We start from the raw sequence: 20,441 nt of genomic DNA, 5'->3' as shown, positions 1-20,441 counted from the left end.
GAGGATACATACATTATGGAATTACCAGAAATCACAATGTTTGAACACGGGATTATTCAGGTGAAAATAGCTATGTCTTATCCATTGCGCTGGGTAAACAGTTATATTATCGTTGGCGATCATACATGGAGTGTTATAGATCCAGGACCTCGTAGCGAAGAAAATGAAGCCGCATGGCAAAAAGTATGGGGAACACTCGAATTAGACGTTGCCCAATTGGAATCTATTATTTTAACTCATCATCATCCAGATCATTATGGTCTGGCTGGCTGGTTACAAGCACAAAGTGATGCACCTGTATATATGTCAGCACGTTCACTCGCAGAAGCACGATTATCATGGGGAGAAGGCAATACAGCAGCATATGATCTTATTGATTTTTACACTGTTAATGGCATGCCGAACGAAATTACAGACCAGCTTCCAGAACATTTACAAAGTTTTGTTGCACAGGTATTGCCACAACCTCAAGTATCCATAATTACGCCAGAACAACCTTTTAAGATATCCGGTCATTGGTGGATACCGATCCAGACTTCCGGTCATGCGGCAGGGCATCTTTCTTTTTATCAAGCGGATTGGAAATTAATGATCTGTGGTGATGCTGTATTACCTCAGATTTCGCCTAATATTAGTTTGATTCCAAATAGTGACCCTGAACCACTACAATCTTATCTAGATGGATTGCGTATACTGGGTGAATATGAAGTAGAGTGGGCATATCCAGGACATCGTCGTCCTTTTACAGGATTTAGAGAGCGAACGGTCAAATTACTGGATCATCATGAACAGCGATTGGATGCTATGGCAGAACGTATTCGTATACAACCTTTGAATGGATACGATGTATGTATGTCTATATTTAATAGTAAGCTCACTTTACATCAATTACGATTTGCGATGTCAGAGACATTGGCACATCTAGAAGAATTAATTCGCCGTGATCGTGCTCATAAATATCAGCAAGATGGAATTTGGATCTATACAGCTCATGAATAGAGTTAGATTATCAACTCTCATCCATAACTAAAAAAGCATGATATAGGCTGATTACAGTCTCTATCATGCTTTTTATTATGGAATGTATATCTTATTCAAAATATTTGTATTTAGATAACTTTATGTTTAGCTAACGGGTAGTAGACTATTATTCAGTGAGATCGCCGGTTAGTTTAGCAATTGCACGCCGGGCAATCTGTAATGTTTCTTCAGAGTGTTCTTTATTTTGAGCAGATTGAACTTGTTCTAACTGTCTTTCGGATTGATGAATCGTGTGTTGCAGACTGCGAAGAAGCACATCACGTTCATTTTCATCGAATAATGCTTTGAGCTTATCGGTGACATTCGGCTCATGTGGCATCTGATTATACTCGGAAGCTGACATCTTGCGAATATCAAGATAACTATTTTTGTATTCGATAACTGTTTCTGTACTACGAGCATTACGCTCTGTTTCCACAACCACCATTTTGTTAGCATAATCAGGATAGACATTCACAATTTTTTGCCTGATATGCAACAGCCCACATATTTTACGAAAAGGAATTTTGTGTACTCGACTCACTTCTTGTGACATCAGATCAACCTCCGCAACCTAGCATTATTAGTTTTAACTAAGATTAAGTCCATTTTCATCCAAAATTAAGCTAATCCTTTTACAATAAGTCTAGTCAACACCCCGAAACGTGAAAGGGGCATCTAACATGTTCAGCACAAATGGAACGATATTGGATATCACAGTCGAAGGATTGCGATTCCTTGCTTATTTATTACTGCTTATTGGTGCAGTCATCGGAATATTTAGTAATATGTCTATGATACAAGAAAAGTACCGTTCTGTCTGGTATCGTTGCCGTAATACGATGGTCTATATGGGACTTGGTGTAGGTATTATTCAAGGACTCACCAGTATGGTGAACATAATGATTCATCAAGGATGGTCTGCTGCTATTATTCCATTTACTACTGCTTCAGGGCGTTTGGCAAATGGTTGTGCGCTGATTGCTTTCTATATCACTCTGGCTTATGTGATTCCGGCTATTCTACTCTGGCAACGCCGTAATCATCATCCTTCACACCGTTTTATTTCGGTATTATTGTATCCCGTATTAGAATTGTTGTTATTATCTGGATTATTGACTCGCAATGATTCAGGCGTTATATCGATTCATTTATTTTATGTATTTACAGGGTTATGTTTAATCTGGCTATTCGTATTGCAATTTATGTCAGGAGAAAGCAAAAGACGACGTGAACGCAAACACTGGTGGGTTAGCCCTGATATCAAAGTCGGTCATCACTCCTCATCTAATGTACAGACAGAATCCAAACCAGATTCTTCATTATTTCATTCCAAAGGATTCTAAAATGTATTCCAATAGGTATAACAATTATCCTAAGCAAAAACTCTGATCCCCTTTTAACATACTAGGGAGTCAGAGTTTTTTTGTTAGATTTACATTGGTTGCTTCGGTTCATCATCTTCAGGCAGTTCAGTATTGGTCGTATCTACAGCGGGATCTTGTTCTTTATATTTACCATGCGCAATCCGGCTACTTGCCGCTGCTGCAATCGCACCTACAATATCATCAAAAAACGTATGGATTGGTCCGATACTTTTATCATTTAATCGTGCGAGAACGCCCGGTTTTAATTTATCCACATAACCGTAATTGGTGAAGCCGATACTTCCGTATACATTTACAATCGCAAATGCCAAAATTTCATCGACACCATACAGACCTTCATCATTTTCGATCATTTCTTGTAAAGGTGAGATAAGCTTTCCTTCTTCTGCAAGAATATCCAGTTGAATACCCGTTAAGACAGCATTCTGTACTTCGCGTTTGAGCAGTACTTTTTCTACGCTTTCTACACACTCTTCAATCGTAAGTGAAGGATAATAACTTTTTTGTAGAAACATCACAATATCAGCTATTTCCAAAATCGTTACCCCACGTTTAAGCAACCATTCTCTCGTGGCTTGTTCTACATTTAGACTACTTAGATTATAAGGAACTTTGCTTGGTTTGGATTCCATGAGTAGACACCTCTTTCATAGATAACGTTATGTAGTATTAACCTTATTTTTTGTGAAAATCTCACGGTTCCTCATCAACGTTAGAATCAATCGTCAGATAAGGATGCTTTTACAAGTTAGGTTTGTTAGAATAAGAAGGTGAATATGACGCAGGAGGCAACCATTTATGAGAACAGACGGACGACAAGCCAACGAATTACGCCCGTTAACGATAACACCGAACGTGAACAAATATGCAGAGGGTTCTGTATATATTGAAGTAGGCGATACCAAAGTATTATGTACGGCATCTGTGGAAGAACGTGTACCGCACTTTATGAAAGGTCAGGGTAAAGGTTGGGTAACCGCAGAATACTCTATGTTACCCCGTGCTACACATACCCGTAACCAACGTGAAGCCGCTAAAGGTAAATTAGGCGGACGTACGATGGAGATTCAACGTCTGATTGGACGTGCTCTTCGTTCTGTGATTGATCTACAAGCTCTTGGAGAACGTACAATCACAGTCGATTGTGATGTGATTCAAGCGGATGGAGGTACACGTACCACTTCAATCACAGGTTCTTTTGTCGCTTTAGCGATTGCCATGAACAAATTATCAGCTCAAAATAAATTTACTAAATTCCCTATTACAGATTATTTAGCTTCTGTAAGTGTAGGTGTTGTAGGAGATCGTGCATTACTGGATCTGAACTACGAAGAAGATTCCAAAGCCAAAGTCGATATGAATGTTGTCATGACCGGTGGAGGACAATTTGTAGAAGTTCAAGGTACAGGTGAAGAACGTCCATTTTCACGTGACGAATTGGATCAATTGCTTGCACTGGGTAGTGAAGGTATTGAGAAAATGATCGCTATGCAAAAAGAAATTCTAGGACCGATCGCTTTGAAAATCAATTCGGGTCAAGCAGGTACACAAGTATGAATATGATGAGTAGCTCTATTGTCGTTGTTGCTACTCAGAATAAAGGGAAAGTTAGAGAGTTTACACATGCTCTAGCTTCTTTGGGTAAAGAAGTACGCAGTATGTTTGATTATCCTGATCTGCCTGAAGTGGTCGAAGATGGAGCAACATTTGCAGAGAATGCACTGAAAAAAGCCAAAACAGTTGGTGATGCTCTAGGTATTCCTGTACTTGCTGATGATTCAGGGCTATGTGTGGATCGCTTGGATGGGGCACCGGGTGTCTATTCGGCTCGTTATGCAGGCGAATCAGCTACAGATGCAGATAATAATGCCAAGTTGCTAGATGCACTAGAGCGATTGCAGATGGGTGAAGATACCGATCAGACCTTACTGAGTACAGCACGTTTTGTATGTTGTCTGGTATTGTACGATCCAGCGACAGGGTTAGCTATAACCACAGAAGGTTCGGTGGATGGTTGGATTACTTCTCAACCTTCTGGAAATGCAGGCTTTGGTTATGATCCATTATTTTATTTGCCAACACATAACAAAACAATGGCAGATATAACGATCGAAGAAAAGCAAGCGATTAGCCATCGTGGTGAAGCTTTGCGTAAATTAGTCGATCAATTGAATCTGAATACTTAAATCAAAAATAGCTTAACCTGTATGAGACGGGTTAAGCTATTTTTATATTAAATGTATATATATCCTACTTTGATTGTAGTATTATCTGTGTTATAAAATAAAAGAAATCTAGTTCGAGGAGGGTTTATGTATGGAAGTGAAATTCTCAGTTGATTATGATCAGAATGAAAAAGGGGTACGCTTAAAAGATTTGATCACAGGACTGGTGAGTGATCCAGAGCCTTGTCGGGGAATTACCAGTCTGATTATTGGGGATTGGGGTGCAGCTTATGAAGATACAATGGATGATGCTATTCCAGCTCTGATTGAAGCGAGTCCCCTATTACCGAACTTAAAAAGTCTATATATTGGCGATATGTCATCAGAAGAATGTGAAGTGTCTTGGATCAATCAGACCAATCTTGGTCCTTTACTTGCTGCTTATCCACAGATTGAATCGTTTACGATTCAAGGAAGTACAGGCTTATCGTTAGAACCTTTACATCATGATAAATTACATACATTAACTATTATTTGCGGAGGCTTGCCCAAATCGGTTTTGAATGAGATTTATAATGCGCATTTGCCTGAATTAACAACACTTACTTTATATTTAGGAGTAGAAGATTATGGATTTGATGGTTCGATCGAAGATATTTTGCCATTTTTGAATCAGAATCCTTTTCCTAAATTAAAATATTTAGGTCTAACCGATAGTGAAATTCAAGATGAGATCGCTATCGCAGCCGCAAATGCGCCTGTACTTGAGCAACTCGATACGCTCGACTTATCGAATGGAACACTATCTGATAAAGGGGCAGAAGCCCTTATTAATAGTGATGCGGTCAAAAAGCTTAAACATTTGAATTTAAATTATCATTATATGTCGGATACGATGATTAAACGTTGGAAAGATACAGGCTTATCTGTGGATACAGGAGACCAACAAGAAGTAGACGAAGATGGCGAGTACGAATGGCGTTATCCTGCACTGACGGAGTAATGAATGATATATGAATAGATCTCCATCATCTTCCTATCAACAATGGTTAGCTTCTGCGTCTGCTTGTATTTTATTTGGTAATCCAAATAATAAGCGGACAGCTGGCTGGCAACAAGCAAGAGCGCATCATCATCTCTCTTCTGCATTGGTTGTTCCTTATATTCGTATACTGCATACGATTCGTGTTGGAGAATCTCTGGATGATCTATTGCAAGCGGTATTTCAGAGACAGTCCCATCAGTCTCATCCTATTGAGGTAGCATCATCTATTTCACATCAAGTGCCGTTATTATTGCGTCTGGATGCACCGGGTGATCATTTTGCTGTGGAACGTGAATTGATTGCTTTAGGTGCATCAGATGCAGAAGGGGATATAGATGATCGTTTAGTCCCTTTAGATGCATATACGGTAGGGCATTTGATTTCAGCAACAGAAGCTCGCCGTTTACAGCCTCAACATGGACGTATCTGGTATCCTGCTCAGTGGTTTCGCGGGTATTGTCGGTTATTATCTTGGCTTCAGCGTGAAGTTTCTATACTATTACCGCAAGCTCAGTGGATGAATGATCCTGCTGATATTGCGGTAATGTTCGATAAAAGGCGTTGTCATCAATGGCTACATGCAGCAGGTGTAGCGGTTCCGCCACTTGTGCCTGATCTGTTAGGGCAACAGAGTAATTATGAACAGTTGCGTCTATCGATGGAGCAACATCGAATTTATCGCGTGTTTATCAAGTTATTCTGTGGCTCTGCGGCTTCAGGTGTTATTGCTTATCAATATAATCCTCGTACAGGTGCAGAGATTGCAACGACCACTATAGGGATTGATCATAGTGGCCATGAACCTTTTTATTATAATTCAGGTAGATTACGTCGTTATACAGATTCAGCTACAATTGTGCAGATCATCGATTGGTTAGGGCGAGAAGGTATGCATGTGGAACGATGGATTAGCAAAGACAGCTGGCAAAACAAAGCTTATGATATTCGTCAGTTGGTCTGCCGCTATGAATCAGGTCATGCTGTGATGCGGTTAAGTCACACGCCAATCACGAATTTACATTTGCGTAATGAGCGCTTATTGGTCGATCAATCTCATCTATCTGCTGAGCAAGTATTGCAGATTCAACATATTGCTTCGGCAGGTTTGCATTGTTTTCCAAATTCATTTTGCGCAGGTATAGATGTGTTGGTTCCAAGTAGTGGCGGACATCCGTATATCATTGATATGAATCCATTTGGAGATTTACTTTATTATGTAGAGCATCAAGGGTTAGGCACTTATGCGTGGGAATTACAGCAATGGTTGGAGCATGAGTGTATATGAAAGGATTAGCGTTATGATGAATATGAATGAAATTGTAGGTACACACGATATTTTAATGATCACACTGGATACACTGCGCTATGATGTGGCAAAGCTAGAAGAAGACAATTGCCCTCATCTATGTGCAAGTGGTGGATGGGAAAAGCGTCATAGTCCAGGCAGTTTTACGTATGCGGCTCATCATGCTTTTTTCGGCGGATTTTTACCTACACCTGCGAATACGGATAAAGATTCGCATATTCGACTTTTTCACGGGAAGCATAGTGGATTTCGTACTCATCCGTATACGTGGTTGTTTGATGCTCCTGATATCGTATCGGGATTAGCGCAAGAAGGATATCGAACGATCTGTATCGGTGGCGTAATCTTTTTTACCAAAAAGAATAAGTTAGCCAAAGTGTTGCCTGCTTATTTTCAAGAAAGTTATTGGCGAATGACATTCGGAGTGACGAATCCACGATCTACAGAACATCAAGTGAATCATGCGTTACAATTGTTAGACGGAGCTGATCTAGAGCAACGTTTATTTTTATTTCTCAATGTATCTGCTATTCACGGACCGAATCATTATTTTATTCCTAATCATATTCGCAAAGATTCAATCGAGACTCAGCGAGCGGCACTCCGTTATGTTGATGGAGAATTAGGACGTTTGTTTGCTGCTTTTCGCAAACGGAAGCGACCGACCTTATGTCTGGTCTTTTCCGATCATGGAACAGCGTATGGAGAAGATGGGTACGAAGGGCATCGTTTAGCTCACGAAGTGGTCTGGAACGTGCCTTATCGTGAATTTATATTATAAAAAGGTGAATTTAGTACAATTCATCTGTTATTGATCAAAAAGGAGTGTAGCCTTATGAATTCGGAATCATTGCAGTTACCGCTCCATGCTCTTCCACCAGCAGAATGGACACCAGCGTTGCAGGAATGGGAACAACAGATGAAGAGTGCTCCTTATCGTTCATATCTTTACTCTTATCCACATAAGACTGCCTATCGTGAACTTGATCCACCGTATGATTTGCAATCATTATGGGAGCAAGAACAATTGGAAAGTTATTTTCTATATATGCATATTCCATTTTGTGGTGCTCGTTGTGGATTTTGCAATTTATTTACGTTGCCTGATAAGCGGGTAGATGTACATGAACAATATGTGGATGCGCTAGAACGTCAAGCCAAGCAATGGGCACCTTTAGTAGCGAGACGACCTTTTTCACGATTTGCGATCGGTGGAGGAACGCCTACATTACTACAGCCTGATCAATTGAATCGATTATTTGATATTGCTGAAAATATTATGGGGCTTGATCCTAGACATGCTTCCATTTCTGTAGAGACTTCGCCAGATACCGTAACACCTGAACGCTTAGAGATTCTAAAGCGTCGTGGAACGGATCGGGTGAGTATGGGAATTCAGAGCTTTGTCGAATCTGAAAGTAAAGCGATTTACCGTCCACAAAAGCCGGAGTTAGTACGTGAAGCATTACGTATGTTAGTCGATTATGATTTTCCGTTACTCAATGTGGATCTGATCTATGGATTACCGGAGCAGACGATAGAGACATGGTTATATTCGGTAGAACAAGCATTATCATATGATCCCGGTGAGATCTTTATTTATCCATTATATATTCGTGAAAATACGATATTAAAGCCGGGACATACAGGGCTGGAAAAAGATATCCGCTTGGAGTTATATCATGCTGCTCGTACTCGCTTAGAAGCCGCTGGATACACCCAGTACTCGATGCGACGTTTTGCTAAGCCATTATCTTCCTCTAAGTCATTATTGCCGTATAGCTGTCAGGAAGAAGGGATGGCAGGGCTTGGATGCGGAGCACGTTCGTATACGCAAAATGTACACTATGCTTCTCATTATGGAGTGAGTGCCGCTACAACACGCAGTATTATCGAAGATTATGTCACCGCAGATCGTCATGATCAGGCGAATTATGGATTTGTGCTTAATCTAGAAGAACGTCAGCGTCGCTTTATTCTCAAAGCTATTTTACACCGTGAAGGATTGACGATCGCCGATTATGTAGCACGTTTTGGTGCTTCGCCACTTGAGCATTTTCCAGAATTGCAGAACTTGATCTGGACAGGGATGGCAGAACTGATCGACAATGAGGATCAACCACAGGTATTACAATTGACGACCGAAGGGCTAGCTTACTCCGATGGGATAGGAGATTGGTTTATTTCTGAAGATGTGTATGCTTTGATGGAAGGATATGTAGGCTCATGAGTATGCAGGCGACTATTTATTATCGTGGTAAATTATCTTCCTGTAACTATAGTTGTCCTTATTGTCCATTTAGCAAAACTGTCGATAGCAAAGAAACACTGATGCAAGATCGCCAGCAATTAGCACAATTTATGGAGTGGGTACGTCAACAAGAGTATGCAGGTCATCAACTGTCTATCTTTTTCAATCCGTATGGAGAAGCGCTGGTACATGCTTGGTATCGTGAAGCGATGATTGAGTTATCTCATATGTCTCATATTACTAAAGTGGCTATCCAGACGAATCTATCGGTCAAATTAGATTGGACTGCTCAATTGAATCCAGCCAAAGCTTCGTTCTGGGCAACATACCATCCGGGGCAAGTACGTGAAGACCGATTTATTGCACAAGGGATGACTTTGTATAAGCAAGGGATTGTGTTTAGTGCAGGTACAGTCGGTCTACGTGAAGCTTTTCCAGCGATTCATCAATTACGAGCCAAGTTACCTGAAGATGTATATGTGTGGGTGAATGCATTCAAAGATCGTCCACGGTATTATAGCGAAGCAGAGATTGAAGAATTAAGCGGAATCGATCCTTATTTTAGAGATAATTTGCAAGATTATGATAGTCTTGGACAAGCTTGTCGTGCAGGCGAGCATGTTTTTTATGTGCAGGGTTCAGGAATTGTGAAGCGTTGTTATCAGGATAAGCGAGTGATTGGACATTTGTATCGACATTCATTAGAGCAGTTGTCTCAAGAACGTCCGTGTCAGATGAAAACATGCGGTTGTTATATTGGATATATTCATATGAAAGATCAACCGTTTGCCTCGCTTTATGGAGAACGTCTTTTAGAACGTGTGCCTCAATCATATCGTAATCTAGCCAAGCCTGTACACATCTAAAAAAACCGGAATGGAGATGATCCATTACCGGTTTTTGTTTTGAAATTTTATTGTATCGGTAGATTGTATTTAAGGTGAAGTCAACGTAGATTGTTGAGGAATCTTTTGTTGAGCTAACATATATTCCATTGTGAATAACTGTTTTTCGACTTTTTCCCAAATATTCAACTTATAGCTATCGATCATAATACAGCCGTTATGCATCTGGTTCACATAGATATGAGTGCGTGCTTTGAGAATGCAATGTGCATTGCTACCGCTACCTACATTTTGAGCTACTATCCGATCCATCGCTTCTAGCTGAGAACCACGACATACTGAATGTTCATCTAGAAAAGCAATACTTCCAGCAGAATACAGCTCACTTTGAATCACGCCTGCTTTGGTAACAACAATATCACCATTGGATTTGATAATAGCTCCCTGACACTGAGCCATTTCAATACTCACTTGTGTTTCTTGCATACTGGCGACATTCGAATGTAATTGTTCTAGTAGTAATCGCATACGTGCTAATGTCTGTTCACAAAAGACATCGGCTACTTGAGCAGATTGAATAATTTGCTGAAGCAAGAGCAATAACTGTTCGTTTTGTTCAGTCTGTACTTGCTGAATACTAGCAAATACTTGTAACAGTTCACGAGCCAGTTCAGGAATGATTTTGAATTTACTTTCGAGCAATAACATAATGACTTGCCCGTAACGCACCGTTTGCTTGCGAGCCCGAATTTCGTTATTCAGTAATTGAGCTGCAATTTCTAAGCGTTCCATTTCTTGCTTGAGCTGCTTGGAGACCATATACATTCGATTGAACATTACACCGAAGTAGCCTGAGTACAATTGACCGCTGATCACATTACCTTTCACCAGAATACTACCTGTCGCTGTAATTGTAGAGTTGTATACATTTCCATGAACATAGACATTACCTAGTGATTCAATAATCATATGATCTGTCACATGACCATGAATAATCACATCTCCTGAAAACACGATATTACCTGTGCTTAGATCGACATTGCCTTCTACGATAAAAGCATTAGAAATATCGAATTGATGCACTTTTTTACCTGTTAAACGGGGTCTACCGGGAGCAAGCGCAATAATCTCACCTTTATCGTTCATTTCGGTGGAGTCTTTGGCAACAACAATAATATCTTGAGCAGGTGTAGGCGGAAGCATATCTCCATACACATCATAGCCGGGAATTCCATCAACCAGCGCATGTTTTACCGCAATCACGTCTCCTTCATGTACAGAAGGGATGCGGCGATGGCTACGATAATCGATCACACCACCAATTTCATGGAAGATCGTCTCCACTTGTTCAGGGAAAAATAACTCTAGTCTTGCATCTATGCCCGGTGTGGATGCTTTGCCACGCGCAACGACTACCGGTTGATGAGTAGGGTGTTCCAATTCTGCCATGATCGCTGCGGTATCCAAATGTTTGCGAATTCCTAGCTTTTCGAGCGTATTAATAATATGGTTGAATTTCACCACATCAATCACAAGTTCTTTATTGGGAGCGGCTTTAATAAAAGCACGATCAGATGCAGGTACATCTTGTAGTTCCCATGTATATTTTTCACGCGAATACAGAATCAATACAGCTTCCATCCGGTCGCGGGAGACTTTGATTTCAAATAATGGCGGGTACTTTATATCCCAAGTAATAATATCGTCTTCAGTGACTTCAGTCGCACCATTTAAAGGAATACCATTAATCAATAAGGTTAACGGAGAGACTGCACAGATCGTAGCCGGTTTTTTACCTTCATCTGGTGAAGTCACCATAATCTGATGATTCTCTACCTGAATCCATCCATTACCGTTCGATGAATAAGATGATTGACCAGACTTACGATCGTCAGCATCAGAAGATGAGTCTAAGTTCATCCGATGAATAAGTAAGCCCAGTTCCTTTTCGGAGATGGGTGTAGCCATATGAATACCTCCATTTCAGTTCAATTGTAGGCAAATGCTATAGGAAAAGGAAACCGACAAGGGTATTATTGAAAAAGATGTGGGAGCGTTTGCAAGTAACAAAGGTATGTATGCGTGGGAGATTCGATATAGGTATATTAATCCACTTTTTTCCAATTGAAACTTATAATTGAATATAAAGTACCACATATAGCACACAAAAAACAGGTAATTATAAGTATATAATAATTTTTTTTGAAATTAAATACATAATAGAGTATAATCAGTAATGTTGTGTTGCATACATATCTGATTTGTCTCAGTAGCTCAGCTGGATAGAGCAACGCCCTTCTAAGGCGTCGGTCGGGGGTTCGAATCCCTCCTGGGACGTAAAAAAAGAAGTCTTCTCATTGTTCAAATGGGGAGACTTCTTTCTATGTTTAATAACAAAAATAAAAAAGATAAGTGAGCATACACTTCAAAAATCTTTTTATTTACGTGTTACTAATTAGATAAGTCACATTACATACATTTCCACTACCACCAATCACCTGTATATTGTAAGCAGGTGAACTACTTTGTGCCGAAAATCCATCCGAACCTACATACGGATCATCAAAATATAGAGTGATCTCTCCTTGAGGTAGCTTGTAATACAGCGTACCTTCTACACCCGTAGCGAATCCATCTGAATCTGCTTCAAAAGTAGCTGGTTTTGCATTGTTAGGGACATTAGTTGGGGAGACAACCCATTCACCATGAGCCAAATTTGTTTTACTTTCCAAAACCAATTCACTATCCGTTACATTAATCACAGAAATGTGTACTTCGCGTTGAGCCATAAACAAATCACTCCTCTTAGTATAAGATGGGCTTGCAGAATCTATAATAAGTTAATTGTATGAATTAATCAATAAATAAATTTTTAGTAATAAATGGTATAAAAAGTAAAATGTAAATATGAATGTAAACCGTTGTATCGTTTCATTGCGGCATCTCAATTCCGCCTGTATAATCTAGAGATACAGCATGAATATTCAACATCTTTGTCTATATTTATAATCCAATCGTCAACAAGTAATAAGCTGAAATGAGCAAGCTATAAGGAGGATGACCTTGAAACCGTGGATGAATTATGTTTATAAAGTGCCTGCTATTTTACAAGGGATATTAAATGTAACCCTTGTATTGGTAGGTTTCACATTGACCTTTTTTCTATTGAAAGAAACATGGTATATTTTTAGCTTTATGTTTATTGATTCAGATGTAGGTAAAACCGATTATGAATTTACAGAACAGCTTTTGGTCTTCTTTTTGTATTTTGAATTTATTGCATTAATTATTCAGTATTTCAAAAGTGGATTCCATTTCCCATTACGTTATTTTATCTATATTGGTATTACAGCGATTATTCGGTTAATTATTATTGATTACACCAATGCATCGAATACATTATTATGGTCGATTTCGATTGCTGTATTGCTAGGTGCACTGGTACTCGCCAATATGAAAGTTATGCGAAGAGACGAACATTAACGAACCATCAATCTGACCACTAATCTTGGAGGAATCATCATGAGTGTACAAGTTAAAGTGTCACAACGTACTGCATTGATTCTAGAACGCTTACGTCGTGATGGAATAACGCAAGACCAACTGATCGATGCTTTGGAGCGTCAAGACGTAGCTCCATTGGAACAGATCACTTCTTCACAGACTGATTTTCAAGAATGGTTCACCTATGCGGCAGAGCATGGAGAACCTTTAGTGCAAGCGGTCAAAGAGGGATACCGAATTACATTTAATACGGTTCAGGGGCTTAAAATGTGGTTGGATTACCGATTTTTGCTTGAGGAAGATGATGATTATACTGAAGGCGAAGGTCGCTTAGATGATATCAAGCTTAGTCCTGATCAGATCGAACAATTAAAAAATGCGCTGGCTGTAAACTGGGTTGTGCTGGAGCAAGGTGGAGGCACTATTTCACTAGCTTTACGAGGTTTGTTACCTGCTTAATAACTGTATGAAATCAAAAAGGCTTCTATCCTCACACTTCGATGGTATCCATCGGTGGAGATAGAAGTCTTTTTTTAGGCATTCTATTTCAAGTAGTGTATAGATTCAATAACTGGGGTATAGCTAAACAATCCGAATCATTGAGCTCCACAAAATAGTCTAATTGCCATTTCTGTGTGTCGATCGCTTGTTTGCTAGTAGGCTTTTCCCATTTAGGATACACTCTAATAGCCATTTTTCCTTTTGTTGTAGCTGTTTTGAGGATGTTTTGTTTGAGAAGTACTTCTTTGGGAAATACAAATTGCCCCCAATGATTATCGCTAGTAAACGTATTGATCACCAATAAATCTGTAGCCTTTGCATATGAAAAAGGTTGGTTTTTATCATGCTCATCTTTTTCCCAAAAAGCAACAAATTGTCCGATCTTAGTAGGTGTTATTTTTGCGACTCGAAATCGAATAGATTTAGAATTTAACTGAAAAATTCCTGCACCATAATCTGCATTTTGTGCTTCTGCTTGGACAGCTTTGATTATGAATTGATTAGGTATATAGATCATTTGATTGACATAGGCTAGCGCATGATAAAAGTCATTCACTGCTTTAGGCTCCTTTAATTGAATGTAGCATAGCATTACGATATGCTATACATAGGTTCTAATCAAAAAAATAATAGGAGAACAATCATGCACAATATTGAAACAGAGCGATTACGATTGAGAAATTTTATTGAAGCAGATGCCGAAGGTCTATTAGAATATCTAGGACATCCGAGAGTGAATTGTTTTCTGGATGATAAGATCAGTACATTACAAGAAGCACATTTGAAAATTGAAAAAAGAAGTAAAGATGATTCTTATATAGCAGTCTGCTTGAAAGAAAGCAATGAACTGATAGGAGAGTTATTTGCGTTAAAAGAAGAACCGGATACCTATTGTATAGGTTGGAATTTTAATGCTCGATGTGAAGGCAAAGGCTATGCTAGTGAAAGTGTAAAAGCGCTTCTAGCATATCTATTTACACAAATGGATGCAAGAAGACTATATGCATACGTTGAAGATGATAATCACAGATCACAAAAACTATGTGAACGATTCCATATGCGCCAAGAAGGTTGTTTTGTTGAATTTGTATCGATGACCACTTATGAAGATGGCACTCCTAAATACGAAAATACATTTCAATATGCATTGCTCAAAAAAGAATGGCTACAACATCAAGCGATACACTAATCTATTTGGATATCTGTATACCCAGATGCTTGGCTGAGTCCCGATACTCACGAGGGCTTACCTGAGATAGATGCTTAAACATTTTACCGAAATGCGAAAAGTTACCGAAGCCTACGATATTTGCGATATCAATAATTTTAAACTCAGATTCTCGTAATAATCGCTGTGCTTCTTGAATACGTATAGTATTCAAATATTCGGTGATACTGAATCCTGTTGTTTTTTTGAAAATACGACTGAGGTATGACGGGCTTAAATGAAATTGTTCTGCGAGCAAAGGCAACGAAATCTCCTGTTGATAATGAGACTTAATGTAGCGAGCCACTTCAGACATATGCTGATGAGCTTCAGTTCCGATTGTGACAGGGAGCTGAGCTTGCTCACGATGGAGACGAGCACAGGTAATTAATAATTCAGTCACAATACACTGCATACATAATTCATAGCCCGGCGCTTGTACGGTTAACTCACGCAATAGTTTTTGTATAAGAGGATTCAGATGAGATTGCTCTCGTGCAGATAAATGAAAAACAGGTTGCTTGGACTGAAATAAAGACAATATCCAGGCACTATGTCCGGCAAAATGATTTTCAGCAAAATGATCATTAAAGTACATCACAATACGTTCATGCTCAGGCAGTTCAGCAGGAAGCGTACGATGTAATTCATTTTTGGCGATAAAAACAATATCTCCTTGTTGTACACGATAGATCTGATCTCGTATAAAATAATGCCGTTCCCCTGATAGCAAAATATACACTTCATAATGAGGATGAAAATGCTCATGGGTCATCGCAAAATAATCGCTCCGTCCTGCATATTCTACCGTGAGTGAATGGGGAGTCTGAGTATCGGTCAAGCTTGATCGTGTCTTATCTGCATGATTCATATTCCACGTCCTCCTGATGGATAAGCTTATATGTACAATATGTATATTTATATCTGTAAGCGTTCTCTTAAAATAAGTATATCACAACAAAATAAGCGGTATATATGAAATAAAACAAGATTTGCGGAGAAATATCATGCTTTATTTGCTACTCTTTGGATAACCAATTATACAGTGATGAGAGGGGAAAACAGCATGACTTTAAAAAAATATGTATTGGTAGGTACAGGTGGACGGGCTGAATTTTTCTATGGAGCTATAGCAAATACATACCGAGAGACTTCAGAATTAGTAGGACTATGTGATATCAATAGCACTCGCGCACGTCATGCTAATCAATTATTACAAAATAAATACAATTACCATGCTGTAGATTTATATACCGCAGATCAATTCGAGCAAATGATTCATGACAAACAGCCAGATGTTGTGATTGTCACCAGTGTCGATCGTACCCATCATCGTTATATTATCAAAGCACTGGAATTAGGATGCGATGTGATCACAGAAAAACCGATGACAGTAGACGAACATAAATGTCAGGAAATTATCGATGCAGTAGAGCGTACCGGTCAGAAAGTACGTGTGACATTTAATTATCGTTATGCTCCTCATCATACCAAAGCACGAGAATTGATTGCAGATGGCACGATTGGCGATGTGACTTCTGTTCATTTTGAATGGTTGCTGAATACCGAACATGGAGCAGACTATTTCCGTCGCTGGCATCGAGACAAGCGCAATAGCGGTGGATTATTAGTACACAAATCAACTCATCATTTCGATCTGGTGAACTTCTGGATCGGTTCACAACCGGATACGGTATTTGCTATGGGAGACTTATTATTTTATGGACGTGAAAATGCAGAAGAACGAGGAGAAACTCATTTTTATGCACGTTCTACAGGCAGCGAAGTCACTAAAAATGATCCGTTTGCGTTACCACTAGATACCAATCCGAATCTAAAAGCGATGTATCTGGATGCTGAACATGAAGACGGCTATATTCGAGATCAGAGTGTGTTTGGAGATGGAATTAATATAGAGGACACGATGAGCGTTGTGGTTCGGTACAAAAATAAAGCGATGCTCACGTACTCTCTAAATGCGTATATGCCGTGGGAAGGATACCGTATCGCTTTTAACGGAACCAAAGGACGTATCGAAATGGAAGTTGTCGAGAAATCTTATGTAAATGCAGGCGGAGAAAAAGCAGACGAAGGTGCTCTCAAGCGCAAAACGATCAAAGTATTCCCTATGTTCGCGGAAGCCTACGAAGTAGAAGTGGAAGAAAAAGAAGGCGGTCATGGTGGCGGTGATCCTGTTCTTCTGAACGATTTATTCGGCGAGCCTGTTGAAGATCCATTTCACCGCGCAGCCGATCATGTCGATGGAGCACGCTCTATTTTAACAGGCATAGCGGCTAATCAATCGATCCGTACCGGCTTACCTGTCAAAATCGATGGCTTGGTTCATTTTAATCAATAGAAGCTATTCATGATATGCACCTGCCTTTCTTGATGATAAAAGAAAGGCTTTTTCTTATTTCAGTCAATCGTATCGATAGTGATTGCAATCACTACGTTGGTATTAAGCGCATGTTACGATCTGTTTGAGAATAATTCTCAGTTAATAATAGAATTATCAAGCAGGGTCGATACGGAAGGAATGGATATCATGAGTGAATTAATTAACAACCGGGAACACCGTAGTTCGTTAGACAACAACCGCCAACAACTACTTAAAGAAATTATCAAAGAACTTCATCAAGGCAAAAGTACGGAAGAAGTCAAAGCCAGATTTACAGAAGCCGTAGGTGATATTACGGTAGAGGAAATTTCGATTTTGGAACAATCCTTGATGGAAGACGAAGGGATTCCTGTTGAAGAGGTACAACGATTATGTAGTGTCCATGCAGCGATTTTCAAAGGCTCTATACAAGATATTCATCGTTCTCATCAACCAGAAGAACAACCAGGACACCCTGTGTATACATTAAAAAAAGAAAATGCAGAATTGGATCGTTTATTGCATTTCTCAATCAGTCTGCATCTAGATCAATTTCGTAAATCAGATGACGAGCATAACCGTCTTAAATTACTGGAAGATTTAAGTTTATTATATGATGTGGACAAGCATTACAGTCGTAAAGAAAATTTGATTTTTCCGTTTTTAGAAAAGTACGGCATTTTCGGACCAACCAAAGTGATGTGGGGTGTCGATGATGCGATTCGTGGAGCGATCAAAGAAGCCAAACAATACCTGATCGATTACAAGGGCAATGCAGAACAAGTGATTGCTTGTATCGAACAAGTCAGTCGTGAAGTCAGTGAGATGATTTTCAAAGAAGAACATATTTTACTACCTATGGCGCTGGATAAATTAACAGAAGATGAATGGGTATCGATTGCTCGGGAGAGTGACCAGATCGGATTTTGCTTAATTGATCCTGAACATGAATGGAAGCCTGACCGCCAGCCATTACCTGTACAGTCTACTGAAGAACGTTCAGGTTATATTCATCTCGAAACAGGCATACTTTCTATACAGCAGTTAGAGCTGATGATGAATCATTTACCTGTTGATCTTACATTTATTGATGAAAATGATGTGGTTCGTTATTTCTCCCATGGCAAAGAACGAATCTTTGCTCGCACCAAAGCTGTGATCGGTCGAACTGTACAAAATTGTCATCCTCCACAAAGTGTTCATGTCGTTGAAGAATTGCTTCGAGATTTCAAAGCAGGCGTGAAAGATATAGAAGATTTCTGGATTCCGTTAAAAGATCAATTTATCTATATTCGTTATTTTGCGATTCGAGATCAAGAAGGTAAATACATGGGAACATTAGAATTCACACAAAATATCAAACCGATCCAAGCACTAGAAGGACAAAAACGTATTTTATCCTAAACCAGTAGCATGAATTATATAATAAAAAAGAACTGTTTTTATCGGCAAAGACACATCAATAAACAAAAAAAAGAAGTATTCTATAAAATATAGAATACTTCTTTTCTTTACGTCCCAGGAGGGATTCGAACCCCCGACCGACGCCTTAGAAGGGCGTTGCTCTATCCAGCTGAGCTACTGAGACAAATAGAATGTGCGTTTGAAGCGCAACAAAAATAGTATAGCACAGCATTAATAAGTAAGACAACACTTTTTTTAGATTGTAAAATATGGTGATGTAGTCATTCAAGAACTGTTACATACTTTTTGAAGCAGAGACAAGCTATGTTATAATCATAAAATCTTAATATTCATGAATATTTTTATCCTATTCATTATACAGTTAGCATTGAAATGTAGGAGGTGCTATTATAACGGACTCAACGAATTCACATACAGAATCATCAGGGAATGTTATTTTGTTTCCCAAAACGCTAGACTTTTATCAGATTGAATTAACCAATATGTTAGAGACCGAACGATACGGTGAAGCCATGGCTTTGCTGGATTTTTTACTGCATTGTCAGGGACAAAGCGAGCAACAGATGGAAGAGTGGGAATCGCTTTTGGGCTGGCTACGTATGAGTTTTCCAGAAGCCGCTATCGAAAGTAGTGCTTTGGATCAACAAGCAGATGAAGAAAATTATACAAATAGTGATACAATCATGCGAGATCGTATTAAAGGGAAGCAATCAGCAGACCATTCTTATGAATCTAAATTATTAGAAACAGCGATGGAACAGCCGGTAACCGAACGTACGTTGTTGGCACTTGAACAATTATCTTATCTCGATCAACCGAAGATCGATGATGAATTGATTGATTGGTTAAAAACAGGTAAGCAACATCCGTTAATTCAGTTCCGTATTTTGCAAACGTTGCGCAGGCGTGGACATTTGGGTAATGTAAGCTTTGAACGTGATCATGAATGGATAGAAGTTGAGATTGAAAATGTTCCTTTAGAGCCAGCCGAGTTTCCTTTACCGGTTATTCAGATTTTGGAGCGAGTGGCTGATAAAACAGAAAGCGATGCGCCTAATCTGTTTTATTTTGCTCAGGAACTATGGTCACAATTTATGATGGCTGCTTACGGTACTTCGAATTATCAGTACATTGTCAGAGGTGATGATGCCGAATTGGATATTTGGGCAGCTGCTCTTCACCAGACCGTTTCTGAGACGCTAGAAGGCACCAAGGAGGAAGAAAGCATCCGTCTCCTCTACGGCGTAACCGATAATATTCGCTTCCGCTATGAGCAAGCTTATCGCGCTATGCATCAATTTGTGTCAGGACAATTGCCACGTTCTTGATCCAAGAACAGAGAGTCCAGACCATCAAAGGAATCACGCTTGAAAAACCATCGATAGTTGTATATACTATAATGGT

Annotated in this window: 21 protein-coding genes and 2 tRNA genes; 16 read left to right on the top strand and 7 right to left on the bottom strand. The window is 39.3% G+C overall.

All coding sequences use genetic code 11. The features are described 5' to 3' along the window. Positions 1 to 15: 15 nt before the first annotated feature. Positions 16 to 999: an MBL fold metallo-hydrolase gene (locus PTI45_RS00305; RefSeq protein WP_069325551.1), complete on the top strand. Its 984-nt coding sequence runs from the start codon at positions 16 to 18 to the stop codon at positions 997 to 999. 148 nt (positions 1,000 to 1,147) lie between these two features. Here PTI45_RS00305 and PTI45_RS00300 read toward each other — a convergent pair whose 3' ends face one another. Further along, positions 1,148 to 1,576: a hypothetical protein gene (locus PTI45_RS00300; protein ID WP_069325550.1), complete on the bottom strand. Its 429-nt coding sequence runs from the start codon at positions 1,574 to 1,576 to the stop codon at positions 1,148 to 1,150. Positions 1,577 to 1,703: 127 nt separating this feature from the next. Here PTI45_RS00300 and PTI45_RS00295 point away from each other — a divergent pair, with 127 nt between their 5' ends. Beyond that, on the top strand, positions 1,704 to 2,366 hold the full coding sequence (locus PTI45_RS00295; RefSeq protein WP_069325549.1) for a hypothetical protein: 663 nt from the start codon (positions 1,704 to 1,706) through the stop codon (positions 2,364 to 2,366). Between the two features lie 89 nt (positions 2,367 to 2,455). Here the strand turns inward: PTI45_RS00295 and PTI45_RS00290 are convergent, their stop codons facing one another. After that, the gene (locus PTI45_RS00290) at positions 2,456 to 3,040 is read right to left on the bottom strand and encodes a phosphatidylglycerophosphatase A family protein (protein ID WP_069325548.1); all 585 of its coding nucleotides are present in this window, start codon (positions 3,038 to 3,040) and stop codon (positions 2,456 to 2,458) included. 166 nt (positions 3,041 to 3,206) lie between these two features. Between PTI45_RS00290 and rph the strand changes: the two genes are divergently transcribed. From rph to PTI45_RS00255, 7 genes are all read left to right on the top strand, one after another. After that, positions 3,207 to 3,965, top strand: a complete 759-nt coding sequence (rph, locus tag PTI45_RS00285; RefSeq protein ID WP_069325547.1) for a ribonuclease PH — start codon at positions 3,207 to 3,209, stop codon at positions 3,963 to 3,965. Positions 3,966 to 3,967: 2 nt separating this feature from the next. Next, the gene (locus PTI45_RS00280) at positions 3,968 to 4,594 is read left to right on the top strand and encodes an XTP/dITP diphosphatase (protein ID WP_137223829.1); all 627 of its coding nucleotides are present in this window, start codon (positions 3,968 to 3,970) and stop codon (positions 4,592 to 4,594) included. 130 nt (positions 4,595 to 4,724) lie between these two features. Continuing rightward, positions 4,725 to 5,576: an STM4015 family protein gene (locus PTI45_RS00275; RefSeq protein ID WP_069325545.1), complete on the top strand. Its 852-nt coding sequence runs from the start codon at positions 4,725 to 4,727 to the stop codon at positions 5,574 to 5,576. Between the two features lie 10 nt (positions 5,577 to 5,586). Further along, complete coding sequence (locus PTI45_RS00270; protein WP_069325544.1) at positions 5,587 to 6,903, top strand: STM4014 family protein; 1,317 nt, start codon at positions 5,587 to 5,589, stop codon at positions 6,901 to 6,903. A 13-nt stretch (positions 6,904 to 6,916) separates the two neighbouring features. Further along, positions 6,917 to 7,705, top strand: a complete 789-nt coding sequence (locus PTI45_RS00265; protein ID WP_069325543.1) for an STM4013/SEN3800 family hydrolase — start codon at positions 6,917 to 6,919, stop codon at positions 7,703 to 7,705. A gap of 138 nt (positions 7,706 to 7,843) precedes the next feature. Next, positions 7,844 to 9,154: an STM4012 family radical SAM protein gene (locus tag PTI45_RS00260; protein ID WP_245703384.1), complete on the top strand. Its 1,311-nt coding sequence runs from the start codon at positions 7,844 to 7,846 to the stop codon at positions 9,152 to 9,154. A gap of 2 nt (positions 9,155 to 9,156) precedes the next feature. Continuing rightward, positions 9,157 to 10,041, top strand: a complete 885-nt coding sequence (locus tag PTI45_RS00255) for an STM4011 family radical SAM protein (RefSeq protein ID WP_069325576.1) — start codon at positions 9,157 to 9,159, stop codon at positions 10,039 to 10,041. Positions 10,042 to 10,110: 69 nt separating this feature from the next. Here PTI45_RS00255 and PTI45_RS00250 read toward each other — a convergent pair whose 3' ends face one another. Further along, positions 10,111 to 11,988: a FapA family protein gene (locus tag PTI45_RS00250; RefSeq protein WP_069325541.1), complete on the bottom strand. Its 1,878-nt coding sequence runs from the start codon at positions 11,986 to 11,988 to the stop codon at positions 10,111 to 10,113. Positions 11,989 to 12,283: 295 nt separating this feature from the next. Here PTI45_RS00250 and PTI45_RS00245 point away from each other — a divergent pair. Further along, positions 12,284 to 12,357 (top strand) — tRNA-Arg (locus tag PTI45_RS00245). A 104-nt stretch (positions 12,358 to 12,461) separates the two neighbouring features. On the opposite strand, the gene PTI45_RS00240 is transcribed toward PTI45_RS00245, so the two are convergent. Further along, positions 12,462 to 12,809 carry an aegerolysin family protein gene (locus PTI45_RS00240; protein ID WP_069325540.1) on the bottom strand — a complete coding sequence of 116 codons (348 nt, stop codon included), beginning with the start codon at positions 12,807 to 12,809 and terminating at the stop codon, positions 12,462 to 12,464. A 274-nt stretch (positions 12,810 to 13,083) separates the two neighbouring features. On the opposite strand from PTI45_RS00240, the gene psiE reads away from it, so the two are divergent. Then, positions 13,084 to 13,503 (top strand): phosphate-starvation-inducible protein PsiE, encoded by a 420-nt coding sequence (gene psiE, locus PTI45_RS00235; RefSeq protein WP_137223589.1) that lies wholly within the window; start codon positions 13,084 to 13,086, stop codon positions 13,501 to 13,503. 39 nt (positions 13,504 to 13,542) lie between these two features. Then, on the top strand, positions 13,543 to 13,983 hold the full coding sequence (locus tag PTI45_RS00230) for a hypothetical protein (protein WP_069325539.1): 441 nt from the start codon (positions 13,543 to 13,545) through the stop codon (positions 13,981 to 13,983). Between the two features lie 88 nt (positions 13,984 to 14,071). Here PTI45_RS00230 and PTI45_RS00225 read toward each other — a convergent pair whose 3' ends face one another. Next, complete coding sequence (locus tag PTI45_RS00225; protein ID WP_069325538.1) at positions 14,072 to 14,581, bottom strand: MepB family protein; 510 nt, start codon at positions 14,579 to 14,581, stop codon at positions 14,072 to 14,074. A gap of 87 nt (positions 14,582 to 14,668) precedes the next feature. Here PTI45_RS00225 and PTI45_RS00220 point away from each other — a divergent pair, with 87 nt between their 5' ends. Then, positions 14,669 to 15,214 (top strand): GNAT family N-acetyltransferase, encoded by a 546-nt coding sequence (locus PTI45_RS00220; RefSeq protein ID WP_069325537.1) that lies wholly within the window; start codon positions 14,669 to 14,671, stop codon positions 15,212 to 15,214. Between the two features lies 1 nt (position 15,215). Here the strand turns inward: PTI45_RS00220 and PTI45_RS00215 are convergent, their stop codons facing one another. Next, entirely contained in the window at positions 15,216 to 16,103 is an 888-nt protein-coding gene (locus PTI45_RS00215) for a helix-turn-helix transcriptional regulator (protein WP_083243268.1), read from the bottom strand. Between the two features lie 195 nt (positions 16,104 to 16,298). Between PTI45_RS00215 and PTI45_RS00210 the strand changes: the two genes are divergently transcribed. Then, the gene (locus PTI45_RS00210; protein ID WP_069325536.1) at positions 16,299 to 17,591 is read left to right on the top strand and encodes a Gfo/Idh/MocA family protein; all 1,293 of its coding nucleotides are present in this window, start codon (positions 16,299 to 16,301) and stop codon (positions 17,589 to 17,591) included. Between the two features lie 189 nt (positions 17,592 to 17,780). Further along, positions 17,781 to 19,016: a DUF438 domain-containing protein gene (locus PTI45_RS00205; protein ID WP_069325535.1), complete on the top strand. Its 1,236-nt coding sequence runs from the start codon at positions 17,781 to 17,783 to the stop codon at positions 19,014 to 19,016. A gap of 110 nt (positions 19,017 to 19,126) precedes the next feature. Here PTI45_RS00205 and PTI45_RS00200 read toward each other — a convergent pair. Then, positions 19,127 to 19,200: transfer RNA gene (locus tag PTI45_RS00200), tRNA-Arg, on the bottom strand. A gap of 274 nt (positions 19,201 to 19,474) precedes the next feature. Between PTI45_RS00200 and PTI45_RS00195 the strand changes: the two genes are divergently transcribed. After that, positions 19,475 to 20,365, top strand: a complete 891-nt coding sequence (locus PTI45_RS00195) for a hypothetical protein (RefSeq protein WP_425415560.1) — start codon at positions 19,475 to 19,477, stop codon at positions 20,363 to 20,365. Positions 20,366 to 20,441: the final 76 nt, after the last annotated feature.

The sequence above is a fragment of the Paenibacillus nuruki genome, from assembly GCF_001721045.1.
Lineage (GTDB): Bacteria > Bacillota > Bacilli > Paenibacillales > Paenibacillaceae > Saccharibacillus > Saccharibacillus nuruki.
This window is presented reverse-complemented; position numbering and strand designations above follow the sequence as displayed.